The 15,942-nt window shown below is 47.6% G+C and carries 9 protein-coding genes and 1 pseudogene; 6 read left to right on the top strand and 4 right to left on the bottom strand.

Going from position 1 to position 15,942, the window contains the following annotated elements:
* Window positions 1–2,714 (top strand): hypothetical protein (locus J0895_RS11260; protein ID WP_207088186.1); only part of this gene is annotated, 2,714 nt, incomplete at its 5' end.
* A gap of 58 nt (window positions 2,715–2,772) precedes the next feature.
* On the opposite strand, the gene J0895_RS11255 is transcribed toward J0895_RS11260, so the two are convergent.
* The 3 genes from J0895_RS11255 to J0895_RS11245 form a co-directional block, all read right to left on the bottom strand.
* Window positions 2,773–4,263 carry a hypothetical protein gene (locus J0895_RS11255; RefSeq protein WP_207088185.1) on the bottom strand — a complete coding sequence of 497 codons (1,491 nt, stop codon included), beginning with the start codon at window positions 4,261–4,263 and terminating at the stop codon, window positions 2,773–2,775.
* Between the two features lie 128 nt (window positions 4,264–4,391).
* A complete protein-coding gene (crtD, locus tag J0895_RS11250) occupies window positions 4,392–5,927 on the bottom strand; it encodes a C-3',4' desaturase CrtD (RefSeq protein WP_207088184.1) in 1,536 nt (511 codons plus the stop codon).
* Between the two features lie 279 nt (window positions 5,928–6,206).
* Entirely contained in the window at window positions 6,207–6,533 is a 327-nt protein-coding gene (locus J0895_RS11245; protein ID WP_207088183.1) for an STAS domain-containing protein, read from the bottom strand.
* 346 nt (window positions 6,534–6,879) lie between these two features.
* Between J0895_RS11245 and J0895_RS11240 the strand changes: the two genes are divergently transcribed.
* The 4 genes from J0895_RS11240 to gcvP all read left to right on the top strand — a co-directional run bounded on the left by J0895_RS11240 (window position 6,880) and on the right by gcvP (window position 13,089).
* Window positions 6,880–8,217 carry a M16 family metallopeptidase gene (locus J0895_RS11240; RefSeq protein ID WP_207088182.1) on the top strand — a complete coding sequence of 446 codons (1,338 nt, stop codon included), beginning with the start codon at window positions 6,880–6,882 and terminating at the stop codon, window positions 8,215–8,217.
* A 206-nt stretch (window positions 8,218–8,423) separates the two neighbouring features.
* Window positions 8,424–9,206 carry a hypothetical protein gene (locus J0895_RS11235; protein WP_207088181.1) on the top strand — a complete coding sequence of 261 codons (783 nt, stop codon included), beginning with the start codon at window positions 8,424–8,426 and terminating at the stop codon, window positions 9,204–9,206.
* 400 nt (window positions 9,207–9,606) lie between these two features.
* The gene (gene gcvH, locus J0895_RS11230; protein ID WP_207088180.1) at window positions 9,607–9,996 is read left to right on the top strand and encodes a glycine cleavage system protein GcvH; all 390 of its coding nucleotides are present in this window, start codon (window positions 9,607–9,609) and stop codon (window positions 9,994–9,996) included.
* A 234-nt stretch (window positions 9,997–10,230) separates the two neighbouring features.
* Window positions 10,231–13,089: an aminomethyl-transferring glycine dehydrogenase gene (gene gcvP / locus J0895_RS11225; RefSeq protein ID WP_242541214.1), complete on the top strand. Its 2,859-nt coding sequence runs from the start codon at window positions 10,231–10,233 to the stop codon at window positions 13,087–13,089.
* A gap of 973 nt (window positions 13,090–14,062) precedes the next feature.
* Here gcvP and J0895_RS11220 read toward each other — a convergent pair.
* Entirely contained in the window at window positions 14,063–14,212 is a 150-nt protein-coding gene (locus J0895_RS11220) for a hypothetical protein (RefSeq protein WP_207088178.1), read from the bottom strand.
* 561 nt (window positions 14,213–14,773) lie between these two features.
* On the opposite strand from J0895_RS11220, the pseudogene J0895_RS11215 reads away from it, so the two are divergent.
* Window positions 14,774–15,942, top strand: a pseudogene (locus J0895_RS11215) (hypothetical protein); the annotation flags it as partial.

Genomic DNA, 15,942 nt, shown 5'->3' with positions numbered 1-15,942 from the left:
GCGATCGGCCCTATCCCCCTCGTCGTCTCTGGATCTTCTGTCAGTCACCCGATTCCCCAGACGCCACCTCCCTCGCCTTGCCGATCGCCGAACGGTTGCGAGAACTCCAGTTAACCGGATGCAGCGATGCCGCCATTCTCGGTCGCACCACCCCCGATGGCAAACCCGAATTGCTCCGGCGATTAGACCTCACTCCCACTGTAGAACGGCTCAAAAGCTGGGCCCGATGGGGGGATATCCCGGCCATCAATCGTCTGTTAAATCAGGCAGTTGCTTCTCGGGGTCTGGAAGTCGGCACGGTCCAAAAAGACGCTACCCTGCATCTATTCTGTGGCAACTCCTCCCCAGACTCAGACCCCACCGCCTCTGACTCTCCCCTAGCCGCTGCAGATAAATCCCTCTGCATTGATGCGATCGCCCCAATTCTCAAATCCCTCTCCCCCCAAGGACTCCACGCCGTCACCCTCTATGGCTGTCGCTACGGTCGCCAGCTTGACACCCCCTCCAACGCCCCACCGCTTTGGGTCGATTGGCTCGACTTACCCGCAGCTCGGGACCCCCTCCTCGCCCTCTCCCCCAGAGAACTCGCCACCCAAGGCAACCTGGACGCCCTCCAGTTCTTGCTCGATCGCCTAGTCAATCCGGAACTCGATGCCAAACTCAACGGCAGTGGCCTTTCCCTCTTCCTGCGCCAAGACCCTGACCTCCTGCATATCATGGTCGAAGGCTCCACCAGTCCCGACCAAGATACCCTAGCTCCCCTAGTCCTGGAATTCCTCCAGGAATTGCACCTCAATGGGGTCGAGGAGCTTCGTCTCTATGGTCGTCGGACGGGGGATAAGCACCCATCCTGGCGCTACAATACCGCCATTTCCCCCCCCTCCAGCACCCTCCCCCCCGAGCCAAAATCCCCTCTAGCCATCCCAGAAGACCCGACTCCGGAACTGCCAGAAGCCTCCGAACCCGAGTTAGCGGAGGAAACTCCAGAACCCGTCATCGCCTTTACCCACGGCGCTCCCGAGGCCACTGAGGACCTCCCGGAAGCCGTAGAGTCCATGTTTGCCTCGGACCCACCAGAGGAATTACAAGCCTGTCTGACCAAACAGCTGATCCCCCTTGAGCCTCGGGAGCGGCCCTCCCCGGGTTGGGTCACCCACCTGTTCTTACTTACGGGTTTATTTATTCCCGCTAAAATCTTCCGTCGCGATCCGGCGAGCAGCACTAAAGTCGCCTTCATTTGGGGCTTTCTGGGTCTATTAGTCATGTTGCATACGGATTGGCTCCTGGGCCGTGCCGCCTTGTTCCCCGTCTCCTCCTCCCCCGCTTTAGAAACCGCAACAGTGCCGGAAGAACCCCAGACAGACCCGAACACCCTCCCCTTACGGAGTCCCGAGGACCGATTGAGTCTCGGTGAACTCCCCTTGAATCCATCGGAGAACGACGGAGACCCGATTTTTAATGGCTCTAGCTTTACAGAATTTGAGGAGGACCCGGCGATCGCCATTAACCCAGAGACCCTGCCAACCTTTGACTATCCATCCTTTAACTCTCAGCAGTTAGATGAACAACTGCGGTTGTATCTGCAATATTTAGCCATCTCGGGTCCCCCAGATGTGTTGATTATTGGCAGTTCCCGGGCCTTGCGTGGAGTGGCTCCCATGACGATTGAGGAGTCTCTCTCCTCCCGTTATCCCGGACTGAAGGTGTTTAATTTCGGCATTAATGGGGCCACAGCTCAAGTGGCTGACTTTGTAGTTCGCGAACTGATTCCTCAAGAGCAATTACCGAAACTGATTCTCTGGGCCGATGGAGCCAGGGCCTTGAATAGTGGCCGGAGCGATCGCACCTTTGAGGCGATTTCCCGGTCCCCCGGATATCGCCATTTGCTGCTAGGCAATCGACCTCAAATCCCGGAAATGGCGAAGGGTGATGATACCAGTCAGTCCCTCTCTTCTCTAGGCGAAACCCTCGTCCAACGGGCGCGGACTGGGTTAAACGTCCAGGAAAATTATGAAACCCTGGACCTCTGGATGAATGAGAAGCTGGCATCCCTGTCCGCGAATTATGAACACCGCGATCGCCTCCAAGGTTTTCTGAGGGGTCAACTCCTCTTACCCCTAGCAGACATCGCGAACAATTTCATCCCCGAACCCAGTCGTCCCTCACCAGAGGCGATCGCGGAAACCCCCATCGACCCCACATTAGATTCCGTGGAAGAAAGCATCATCGCCTTAAGCGAAGAATCCGCAGCCTTATCCGGTCCGGATACTCTCCAATCTGCCACCCTTTCTAATGGATTCTTACCCTTGTCTGTGCGGTTTAATCCCATGACCTATTATGAAAAACACGCTCGGGTTTCCGGGGACTATGATGCCGATTACGAGTCCTTCCAACTAGCAGGAATTCAAACCGCTGCCGTCACCAACCTCCTGGCATTTACCCGCGAACATCAGATTCCCTTGGTGTTTATCAATATGCCTCTAACTCAGGAGTATTTGGACCCAGTACGCCTAGAATATGAGCGGGAATTCCAAAAATATATGCTGAGTTTATCCCTAGAAAAAGAAGGACTCAGTTTCCGAGACCTCAGTCAACTTTGGCCTACAGAAATCGATCGCTTTTCCGACCCCAGTCACCTCAACCGCTATGGTGCACACGAGGTTTCTAACCGTTTATCCCAAGACCCCATGATTCCTTGGCCTCAAACCCAGTGAGGATTAACAGGGAATACCCATCTAATTTTTAGTCCTGATGAGGGAGAGAATCAGGCGATTAGTCTCGACGAATCCAGCTTAATAGCCAAGAAAATAGGGCAAAAACTATTGTACCCACGGCAATACTAATGAGGATCACAATCATAAATAATGCGATGGAGGGGGAACGATCCGGGGGATTGAGGGCGGTGATGGGTTGATCTAAACTGAGGTAAATGGAACTGGCAGCGACAACGGCAGCAGTTCCGATTCCAATGGCGATCGCTTCGAGTTTGGTTTCCAGATGTCGTTCGCGATCGATGCGTTCGATTTCGACAATCCCCCGGATCGTGGCGATCGCCCGATCAACCAGTCCCTTGCCATGCACAAAATAATCTAAATCCGCTTTAATTCGTTCTTGAAAATAAGGCACTTCCTGTCGCGTAAAATTTTCAACAAAACTTAAATCAATCGGTTTTAAATAAAACACATCTAAATTTTGCTTGCGCTGAATTTCATCCAAGGTTGCATCATATTTTTTAGCATCAATAGCAATCATATTCCGATTTCGTTCTAAAACCTGCTGGAGTCGGGAATATTCTAAGGCTAATCCAGGCATAATTTTTAGTTTCTGCTTCAGGTTTTCTAAATATTTATACCCCAGCCTTTTATTCGGCACTAAATTAGAGATTTGGTGATTAACATCAGAAATAATTTCCTCAATTTCTTCATATTTTCGATAGGTTTCCTGATATCCACTTCGAGTAAAATCAAAACTGGTTAATATTTTATTGCGATAATAAAACAATTCAATTAAATCCCAATAGGCGGATTCAAACTTTCGTTTGAGGGTATCATCTCGAAATAATAACACTAAAATGTGACGATAATCAGATTGACTTTCTAAAGTATCGATATCTCCAAATTCAAAAATTGGACTGCCAAATAACCGACCTTTGTTGCTATAAGAAGGCCGTTTTTGGGGGTCTTCAATCAATTCATCGATACATTGACAAGCCAAATTTTTTAACCCTTCAGGAGAAAACTGTTTTTGTTCATCAGTTAAGTCCGCAGTTAAAAGGAGAGTTTGGCCTAACGAACTTTGGATAAAGTCGGGGAGTAACAGGTTCGCATGGGTATTAAACTGTCCATAAATTGAAATAGGAACGGCGTCAGTTTGGCGCTCATTTTCTTTTTCTGGCCGCCGAATATTCAAGGCTAAGGCATAACTATCATAAATCCGACGGGGACAAGCAATCCCAGTGAAATTTACGGGATATTCATCCACTTCCAGAGTGCCTTTGAAGTCAATCAGGCCGTTTTTGTGGAGATTGAGGATATTGCCCGGTCCTTCTTCTTTGGGGTCATAAGCCTGTTCTCCTTTTGGGGCATAATAACCCAACAAATCCAGGGGATTGTTATACCCATATTGGTTGAGAATTTGCCCAAGTTTTTCCCATAACTTTTCTGCCCCAGGTACTATTCGGGGTTCAGAACGAATACTGCTTTCATGGCGCGAATGAAAGGCAAATAAATGAATATTTGGGGCGTTTACTTTTGGAGAATTCATCACTAATTTTCTATATTTTTTGATTAATGTTGTTGTAAATGAGAGTGAAAATTTAGAAATTTCTAAGCCTGGAGACTGATGGTTTGGGTTTAAGTTATATCATTTTAGATTTCCTCTCTTACAATCCTTCAATATCCCTCAGATTCAATTTGCCGAACCGCTGTGAGTGCGGAATAACTCACCCCAGCAGTACCTTCCCCGGGATGGGTTGAATCTCCCACTAACCACAGATGCGGAATTGGAGTCCGAGTGGCTAATCCAAAGGGTCCGAATGTCGCTACACGCTGCCCCACGCCTCCGACAATCCCGCGATCGCGTCCGGTAAACCGGGCAAAGGTGCGCGGCGTCGCTGATTCCTGATAAACAATCGTCTCGGCATTCAGGGCAAAATACGACCCCAACCGGGCGATCGCCTCGGTTTCATACTGTTGCTTTAACTGGGCATAATCCTCACAATTGGTCCAAATTTGTGTATCCGTAAACGAAGAAGCGGTAATCGTTGCCATGCCTTCAGGCGATCTTCCATCTCCCACCCGACTCACCGACACAAATAAAGAATTATTCTCCCCAATTTTTCCTTTATAGTCATACAAAAATTGTAAATGCGGTGGACAATTTTCAGGAATGGCTGACTGTTTCACTCCCAAATAAACCACAAATGCCCCTGATGCAGGCGGTAAATTCTCCACCCGCCGCCGATACAACTGCTGAAATAGGTTTTCTGAACCTTTGGGCAACTCCACTAGGTTGATGAGATTTTGCACCGGCACATTTGCTACAATTAAATCAGGATTTTCGGTCCAAATTTCCCCAGTTTTTTGATTGACAATTGTCACCGTCGATGCGCCGGTTTCTTCTACCTGAATCTGCTTGACAGTATGGCGCATGAACAGTTTTCCCTCATGTTTTTCTAACCCTTCGACGAGGCGATCGCTCAAAACTTGCATACTCCCTTTTAAATGAGATAACCCTTGGGGAAATTGGGAAACCCCTAACGCCGTTGCTGCATACAATAACGCCGTTTCTTCAGCATTTACCTGGGAATATAATTTCAGTTGCAAATCCAGAAAAGTTTTCAGCCGCTTGTCTTGTTTTAATCCAAACAATCTCAAGGCATCCCCTACAGTCATTAACGTAAAAGGAACCGTAACCATCGTATCGGGACGGAAGGCTTTGATTAACTGCCAAACATCCCAGAGATTCCTCGGAGGTAACACCGGATCTCGTCCTTGAAACTGCCAGGAAGCGCGAAATAAAGTTGCCATTAACTGCCAAAAGGGTTCGCTACCGGGAAACTGGCGCTGACGTTCCATTTGCCATTGTTGCGGGTCCCGCCAAATATTAATGGGGGTGGTTTCTCCAGGCAGAAATACGGCGCAAGCGGGGTCACAATCTGTTGCCTCGGGTAGATTAATTCCTAATTCTGAAAAAATCCGGTGATGAATCCCCCCCGGTTCTAATCCAGCGACTTGTGTTGCGCCCACATCAAAGATAAATCCCTGTCGTCGGAAGGTAGAAGCGCATCCCCCGGGAACGATCGCCAAGTCGAAAACTCGCACTGCATAGCCTCTTTTGGCTAATAATGCACCGGCAGTTAACCCGCCAATTCCTGCCCCAATAACAATAACGCGAGGTTTGTTTTTACCCTGATGATGGCTTGACATTCGAGATCCGCTTTACATTTTTTAATATTTTTTTAATTGTAAATGATTTTTGACAATTTGGGAATGGTGGGCGATGGGCAAAAATTGATGAATGAGAAGGTCCCGGGGCTGATTGGGAATTTTAACCAGAATTTAACCCGGGGAATTCTGTAATTTTCATAAAAATAGGGCAACGGTTAATGGGTTTTAATTAGGGCGAATGGCTGTCAATCCTGAGTCATAGATAGAGTTGGCATAGTAGATGATTCCCTGATAGGGTGAAGGCGATCGCCTTGCGAATTAGACTAGGATGGTTGTGCCGACTCTAAGCATTTCATCATCGGACCCGGACTCTAAAATATCCAGTTCACAGGCAAGGTCACTGATTTCCAAAATGTATTGAACGGAAGTATTTAAGTTGCACAAACTTAGGCGTTTGCCAGTTTTACGAACTAGGCGATCGACCGCCAATAATGTGCTGACCCCACAATGACCCAAGGATTTGACTCCGGCCAAATCAATGAAATAATGGTTATAGTTTTCCGCCACTAAAGCTGCAATTTTTTGCTGAAGCATTGCGGAGAGTTTTACATCTAAATTACCCTGGGGTTTAACAATGACGTTCATCTTAGTTCTCCTCCAAAACGGTCCATTGAATGCTTACCCTGATTCGCGATTCATCTGATGCCCCTGATAAAATCGGCCAACTGGTGTTGGTTTTTACTGGATGAGGGAAAAATCCTATCCGTTCCTATTATATGGGGATTAGGGGGATTAGGGGGAATTGGAGGATGGGGAGATATAACGGATTAGCAATCCAATATATTTGAAAATGTAATAGAAGGGCTAGATATTTGGGTCGATCGCCTAGGGGTGAAGCAGCTTGGCAAAGGAGAAATCTGTGATTGTCCCCGGACGATCGCGTAAAGAATGATTAAGATAGAAAAAGAAATATAAAATAAACGAGTATCTAATGACTTCAACGCTTGTTAAGTTTTCCTCTCTCCCTCGTCTGAACTGCCCCAAAATTCATCGACTCCCCAATGGATTGACGATTATAGCAGAACAGATGCCAGTGGAGGCGGTGAACCTGAGCATTTGGGCAAATGTTGGTTCGGCGGTGGAATCCGATGAGATCAACGGGATGGCCCACTTTTTGGAGCACATGGTTTTTAAAGGAACCCAACGCCTCGAAAGCGGGGAGTTTGAACGCCGAATTGAGGAACGGGGTGCGGTTACGAATGCGGCGACAAGTCAGGATTATACGCACTACTATATTGCCTCAGCCCCCCAGGATTTTGCCGAACTCGCCCCCTTCCAAATTGATGTGGTACTCAATCCGAGTATTCCCGAGGAAGGGTTTGAACGGGAAAGACTGGTGGTTTTAGAAGAAATCCGGCGATCGGAAGATAATCCCCGTCGCCGCATTTATTCTCGGGCGATGGAAACCGCCTTTGAACGATTGCCTTACCGTCGCCCGGTTTTGGGTCCAACGGAGACGATCGCCGGACTGAAGGCACAGCAGATGCGAGATTTTCACGGAACTTGGTATCAACCGCGATCGCTCACTGCCGTTGCTGTGGGCAATTTACCCGTAGAACAATTAATCGAGATTGTGGCAGAGGGGTTTGAAAAAAACGGACGTCCCGCCTCCTCTCTCAATCCCAACTGGCAACTCGCCACCGATGACGAAGAACTCATCCCCGAACCGAGTCAAGTCATCGGCGCAACCGGAGAACCGGCATTTCAGAACATTGTGCGCCGGGAATTCATCGATGAAAAGCTGCAACAAGCCCGACTGGTAATGATGTGGCGAGTTCCGGGATTAACGGAGTTAAACAAGACTTACGCCTTGGATGCCGTCGCCTCGATTCTGGGACGGGGACGGATGGGACGGTTAGTCCAGGATTTGCGAGAAGAGAAGGGCTTAGTTTCGGGCATTTCGGTGAGTAATAGCACCTTTCATCAGCAGGGGATTTTCACGATTTCTGCTCACTTGCCTTCAGAAAATCTGGAGAAAGTTGAAGCGGCAATTCAGGAACATATTCGCACATTCCATCGAGAGATGGTGCGTCAATCGGAAATCGATCGCATTGTCACTCAGGTGGTGAATCGGTTTATCTTTAGTAACGAAACTCCGAGCGATCGGGCCAACCTCTATGGATATTACCACTCCCTGATGGGAGATTTAGAACCGGCGTTCAATTATCCCGCTCACTTACAGTCTCTCACTCCCGAAGACATCCAGCAAGCGGCATTAGACTATCTGTCTGTGGATGCTTATGGCGTGGTGACGATTAAACCGGCTTAAGAAATACAGCCCAAAGGTTAGGAAGACGCGATAATTCGCGTCTTTTGTATTTTATGAAGACTTGCGATCGCCTGACTGAAATTGCCAGACCCTTTGACAAGCTAGATGGGATATAATTTGGGGTGGTGAAACTCTAGAGAAAGCTAGAGTGCGATCGCACCGTTTCTCTGTTCACCCGATATGTCACCCTACCCCTGAAATTGAATATGGATGCATCAAATTTAGCCCTCAAACAATTATGCAGACATTTGGCCGGTTATCAATGCGAATTGTCAGAAATCAATAACTCCTTACTGATTGGGTCAATCCAGAATGGATTGCTTGAACTGGATTATTATGTCGATGTAGAGGATGAATTCTATCAAGAAATCCTAGAACTCCTTGCCTTTTGCGACTTTGCCCCCTTTCTATCCGCCCTACGCCTATCTGCCCCGGATGAAGGCATCAACGGAACGCGATCGTGGAATTTAGAACCCTTAACCCGAGGAGAAGGAATCTATCAAAACCTGAGACTTTTAGATATCCAAGGCACCCAACCTAAACACCACAACCGCACCATTCTAGGCGACTTCGCCGAAGATGGCATCGTCGCCAAACTCCTCGATAAAATGCCCAATTTAGAACAACTCTCCATTCCCTGTGCCCCCAGTCCCGCCTTTTTTGACCGCAACCCTCACCCGTTAAAACATCTCACCCTCCAAACCGGCTATGATAGCCAATATTTTATTCTAAATTTATCCCAATCCACTTGCTTTAGTCAACTAAAAACCCTGGATTTTACCGACTATTACGAAACCTATATCCCAGATTATGAACAACACAAAACCCCAATTCACCATTATTTACAACTCTTTAATTCCACCGCCCTCCCCAATTTAGAAACCCTAACCCTAAGACATTCCCTTTTAAATGAAAAAGATGCAGCCGAATTAAAGAAAACCCCATTAGGAAGCCAACTAGACCTCCTAAAACTCATCCCAAGTTCTTAGTAACCACCTCAGTCGTTTCTTTCTTAGTTCTTAGTAACGACTTCAGTCGTTCAGCGCAACTTTATTTATAAAATAGCTCAACTTACCGGAACAATCAAGGGCTGTAGTTGATTAACCTCTATCTCACCTCTGTTGTTTTAACCACAGATGTCAATATGATAGAGCCTCCACCTCCTCACATTAAATTCAAGAGGTTAATAACCTGTAATATTCAGAAAATATGACATTTGACAAAATTTACTTTTTATGCTATCAGCAATTCACCCGGCAAAGAGAAAAACCCAGCCCACTTCCCCCGAAAAAAGGAGATATTTGCAGAATTCGACAATTATGATTGCCTTGTAGAGGCGTCCTTTCTATGATTAGGGAAATCCCGTGCAGTTAGTGTGAGGAAATAATCGTGAACCTGGAATACCCCGAAGATCTCAAATACCTTGATAGCCATGAGTACGTCCGCCTAGATGGGGAAATTGCTACCATAGGGATTAGTGCGTTTGCCCTGGATCAACTGGGGGACATCGTGTTTGTGGAACTGCCCGATATTAGTGAAGCCCTGGAAAAAGGCTCGACTTTTGGTACGATTGAGTCAGTTAAGGCAGTAGAAGACCTCTATGCCCCTATCTCCGGAACGATTGTCGAACGGAATAATGAAGTGATTGAAGCCCCAGAACTGATTGGAGATGACCCCTACGGTGAAGGGTGGTTGCTGAAGGTGCGTGTTAATGACCCGGATGAACTTGAGGATGCGATGTCAGCGAATGAATATCGCGCCCAAGTTGAAGGAGAATAGCTGATTGTTCGCCGACTCCCGTCTGAATTGCTAATATCACCCCCCCATCCGGAACCGATATAAGAAATTTTCAGAGTAATCATGCTTCCGGTGATGTTGTAGGGGCGCACCACGGTGCGCCCTCCCTGTTAACCCCTCTCCCCAATTCCACAACTCATGCTAAATTTCGAGACAAACGTGAACGAGACAAATTTAGTCAGACAGTCTCCGCCTACTCCCGAATCTCAAGGGATTATGACGCCCGATGCTTTTGTCCACCGACACAATGGACCCTCCTCGGATGAAATTGCACAAATGCTTGAGGAACTGGGGTTTGCCAGTCTGGATTCCCTGATTGAGTCTACGATTCCCAATCGGATTCGCTGCAATTCTCCGCTGAACCTCCCCCAACCCCTCAGCGAAACTGCCGCATTAACCTATCTCAAACAAATCGCCTCCCAAAATCAACTGTTTCGGTCCTTTATTGGCATGGGATACCATGACTGCATCACGCCGCCCGTGATTCAGCGGAATATCCTGGAAAATCCCGGTTGGTACACGGCATACACACCCTATCAGGCAGAAATCGCCCAAGGACGATTGGAGGCCCTGCTGAATTTTCAGACAATGATTGTGGATTTGACTGGGTTGGAAATTGCCAATGCTTCTCTGCTGGATGAGGCGACTGCTGCTGCCGAAGCGATGACTCTAAGTTATGGGTTGTCCAAAACCAAGGCGAATGCTTATTTTGTTAGTGAGGATTGTCATCCCCAAACCATTGCAGTCGTCCAAACTCGTGCTAGACCTTTAGGGATTGAGGTAATTGTCGGCAATTTTAGACAATTCACGTTCGATCGCCCGGTGTTTGGGGTGTTGTTACAATATCCGGCAACCGATGGCGCATTGTATGACTATCGGGAATTTGTAGAAAAAGCTCATGCTGCTGGCGCGATCGCCACCGTTGCAGCGGATATTTTGAGTCTGGCATTACTCACCCCTCCCGGCGAATTTGGGGCGGATATTGCCGTGGGAAGTACCCAACGGTTTGGAGTTCCTTTGGGCTATGGGGGACCACACGCCGCCTATTTTGCCACTCGGGATGAATATAAACGGCAGATTCCGGGACGAATTGTGGGAGTGTCTAAGGATGTCAATGGCGATCGCGCCTTACGCTTGGCCCTGCAAACTCGCGAACAGCATATCCGTCGGGAAAAAGCGACAAGCAATATTTGTACCGCCCAAGTCTTGTTAGCAGTAATTGCCTCCATGTATGCCGTATATCACGGTCCCGAGGGCATTAAACGGATTGCCGAAACCGTCCATCATCTCACGGTAATTTTGGCCGCCGGATTACACCGTCTGGGATACAATCTCGGTTCTGAACCCTTTTTTGATACCTTGCGGGTGGAGTTGGGGACAAAATCCCAGTCAGAACTTCTCGCTGCTGCTGCCAATCATCAGATTAATCTCCGGGTTCTGGATGAAACCACCCTGTCCATTAGTTTAGATGAAACAACGACCCTGGAAGACTTACAGAATCTCTGGCAAATTTTCGCCAGTGGGGAACCGTTGCAGTTTACAGTCGAACAACTAGCAACCGAGGTGAATAGTCGCTTTGACTCGACCTTTGCCCGAAGTAGCAGCTATCTCACTCATCCGGTGTTTAATCGCTATCACTCGGAAACGGAACTGTTGCGCTATCTGCATCGTTTGGAATCCAAGGATTTATCTTTGACTACTTCAATGATTCCCTTGGGGTCTTGTACCATGAAGCTGAATGCAACAGCAGAGATGATTCCCGTAACTTGGCCGGAATTTGGGAAGATTCACCCGTTTGCACCGATCGCCCAAACCCAAGGATATCAGATGTTATTCCAGCAGTTGGAGGCAGGATTGGCGGAAATTACCGGATTTGCCGGGATTTCTTTACAACCGAATGCCGGTTCCCAGGGGGAATATGCGGGATTGTTGGTGATTCGTCAGTATCACGAACATCGCGGGGAGTCTCATCGGAATGTCTGTTTGATTCCAACTTCGGCACATGGGACGAATCCGGCAAGTGCGGTGATGTGTGGGATGAAGGTGGTTCCGGTTGCCTGTGATGAGGATGGGAATATTAATGTTGAGGACCTGAAGGCGAAGGCGCAGAAGCATTCTCAGAACTTGGCGGCGTTGATGGTGACTTATCCTTCGACTCACGGAGTGTTTGAGGTAGGGATTAAGGATCTATGCCAGGTTATCCATGATTGTGGCGGTCAAGTGTATATGGATGGGGCGAATATGAATGCCCAAGTGGGGTTATGTCGTCCGGGGGATTTTGGGGCGGATGTTTGTCACTTGAATTTACATAAAACTTTCTGTATTCCGCATGGGGGTGGTGGTCCAGGAATGGGTCCGATTGGGGTGATGCCCCATTTGGTCCCGTTTTTGCCGGGACATTCCGTGGTAAAGGTGGGCGGTGAGGAGGCGATCGGGGCGGTTTCTGCGGCCCCTTGGGGGAGTGCGAGTATTTTGCCGATTTCCTGGATGTATATGGCGATGATGGGGGCGGCAGGATTGACTGCAGCGACTCAGGTGGCGATTTTGAATGCTAATTATATTGCTAAACGGTTAGATTCGTTTTATCCGGTGTTGTATAAGGGTAAAATGGGGTTGGTGGCCCATGAGTGTATTTTGGATTTGCGATCGCTGAAAAAATCGGCAGGAATTGAGGTGGAGGATATTGCGAAACGGTTGATGGATTATGGGTTTCATGCGCCTACGGTTTCTTGGCCCGTAGCGGGGACGATGATGGTGGAACCGACGGAAAGTGAGTCTAAGGAGGAGTTGGACCGCTTCTGTGAGGCGATGATGGCGATTCGGGAGGAGATTCGGGCGATCGAGACGGGGGCGATGGATGGGGAGAATAATCCGTTGAAGAATGCGCCGCATACTGCAATGGTGGCGATCGCCTCGGATTGGAATCGTCCTTATAGTCGGGAACAAGCGGTATTTCCGGCCCCTTGGACGCGGGAATACAAGTTTTGGCCCTCGGTGGGACGGATTGATAATGCTTATGGCGATCGCAATTTAGTCTGTTCCTGTTTGCCGATGGAGGCGTATTCCCAGGAGTAATTTAAGGACATTAGGAATCTAGGGAAAGAAAGGGTGCGATCGCGCCCTTTCTTTGATTCGGAATTTTCTCTGATGAGGATTTAAACTATCTGGAAAAGACCGGCATTTTTTACCTGGAATTTTCTCTGATGGAGATTTAAATCTGGGTCAATTTGGGTGACTCTTAGGATTGGGGTTGAGAGGAAGGAAGTGGCGATCGCCTCGGGTTAACGATACCGAATATGAGACAGAAGCGACTGACTACACCTCACCCTACAACCCTTAATACAGAATGCGATTATTTTTCTCAACGGTGAGACGGGGCGATTTTAGGGCAGTCGGCAATGGATAAAACCCGTTCTCCTTCGGGACTCAAACCGGAACCTTCTAATTTTTTGCCTGGTACCCGGAAAATAGGGAACCCATCCCCCAAGGGAGACGTCTCAATTTTCGGAGTGACTAAAAATCCGACCTCAGCCATCCCTCTCATTATCGCCCTTATTAAATGTACTTATTTCACATAAAAAACTCATTTTTGACTCCCCAAATTATCGAGTTGGAACCTGATGTCCAAGAATCTGTTTTCAAAGCACTATCACTTGATTATCGGGACATAAGTGAATTTCACGATCCAAGGAGTTAAGGGAGTGAATTATGAGAGTTTTGATTAACACTAAATCTAACTCACTATTTAAAATCTTCACAACTAACAAGCTTGTTTAGGCAAATTTGTCAAGAATCGATAGAGTGATATTTATGGGTTTATTTTAGTTCCCACCTTTATTGCTTTTTATCTATCAGACTTTCTTAACAAAAAATATAGCTATTGTGCTTTTTTCCGGAAAGGGCTTGATTCCTCAATTAGAAATTTCGAGTTTATAAATTAATTCCAGTAGACCTTTTGCAAAATTCAACCCGTTCTCCACTCCTTAAATCACGAAAATCGATGGGGGCTTATTCTGAAAGATGCAATGGGTCTAAATTTTCGCGAAGATTAACCGTTGCTTGAAATCGCCACTTCCTCCAATAAAATAAGCGATCGCTCGCCACCAGAGTCTTTGCCAGACTGAGTTTCACGCAAATCAGGGCGGCGGCATTCGCCTGCTTTTCCAGGAATAATGGAGGGATATTTTAGTGAGTTCATTAACAGTTGTTGACCGATTCCACCTCAAAACAGAAAATTCAAAAATCCGCAGAAATACGGAAGCCAACTGATTCTCTTGTTGGGTAAAGTAAAACGGAGGTTTTACCAGTCTCGAAAGGTTCCTGGCTTTAAATTTAATCCGATGGCGCTTGCCTAGAAAATAAATTTAAACCCTCGGAAACATTCCCGGAACAATCAAGTCTAACCAATTAACGGGAACATCCTGCCGTTGCAAAATGTCAAAGAAGGGAACCAAGAAAATCAAAATCTTGTCTTTCCTTGATATCCGCGTAATCAGTAGTAAGTCAGGATACAACCCGGGGTGTTTAGAAGTGGACATCATTATTAAATTAGAAAATTCCCAAGTTCAAATTAAGGATGATGCTCAAGATGTCCTCAGACAATCTAAGCGAACAAATAAACTTTCTAAATCAGGGAATCCCTACCTCTTATAGGGAGCATCTATAGCGAAATCAGCCCGGAAACGGGAAACCCGACCTTCCGTTTCCACCGATTCAGTTCCTCGACTCTTTATTGACTCTCAAACACTGGAGCTCTTTTATGTTGACCCAAGAACAATTACTCGAAAAAGTAAACGGCACCACCACCGAAGTAGAAGCCACAGCAACCGATGATGGAACCGTCGTGGTAACCGTTACTGAAACCCCCGAGGAAGTAGCAGCAACCGAACCAACTGTGGACACAACGGATGCGACTCCTGAAAACCCTGTAACGGAAGAAACAACCGCAGAAGATGGCACCGCCACGACTGCTGTTGTGGAAGAAAGCACCGCCGCCGAAGCCCCCGCAGAAGATGGCACCGTCACCGATGCGGACGTGATCGCCACGACTTCTGTTGTGAAAGATGGCACCGAAGCTGATGCGATCGCAGACGATGGCACCGTCACCGAAGGCGAAGAGATGATGGAAACCACTGCCATGACAGAAGAAGAGATGGCAGAAGCCGAAGCCATCCAAGATGTCGAAGAGTCCGGCTTATTTGATGAAGCGCATTATCTGGCTGAGAATCCAGATGTCTTAGAATCCGTCATGAGCGGAGAAACCACTGCGATTCGTCACTTCGCCCAATTCGGGATGAAAGAACTCCGCAGTTGCAACGCCTTTATCGACTTCAAAGGCTACCTCGAAAATAACCCCGATGTCCAGCAAGCCGTATCTGAAGGCAAACTCACCGCCTTTGGTCACTTTGTGCGCCACGGCCAGTTCGAGAAACGGGTGGCCCATGCTTTATTCAAATCCGAAGAATACGAAGCCTTTAACCCCGATGTCCAGCAAGCGGTTGCCGAAGGTAAAATCACCGCTTGGGGCCACTTCCTGAACTTTGGCTGGAAAGAAAACCGTCAATTTAGCTCCTACTTTAATTCCGAATATTATCTACAGCAAAATGGCGATGTTGCACAAGCTGTAGCCGCAGGTCAAATTACGGCCACTGAACACCTGTTTAAATTTGGTCTGAAAGAGAAGCGCAAGATCCACCCCTTGATTGACCTGAATGTGGTTGCCGAAGCCAACAGCGAAAACATTCAGAGCTTCTTCAACGTGAGCGAACTCTCCACCGTGAGTGGATTCCAGCTCATCTCTTACGCCATCAATGTCGCCTTTGTCCGAGGATTCCAAACCTCTGAATCCTTCAGCTTCAGCAGCCTCGAATCTATCTTTGGGTCTCAGTTGACGAGCATTTTCAATGTCAGCAGCTTCTCCCAAATCAG

The sequence above is a fragment of the Phormidium pseudopriestleyi FRX01 genome (genome assembly GCF_017313335.1).
Classification (GTDB): Bacteria; Cyanobacteriota; Cyanobacteriia; order Cyanobacteriales; family Laspinemataceae; genus Laspinema; species Laspinema pseudopriestleyi.
The sequence above is the reverse complement of the archived record's forward strand: the minus strand, read 5'-3'. Positions and strand labels throughout refer to the sequence as shown.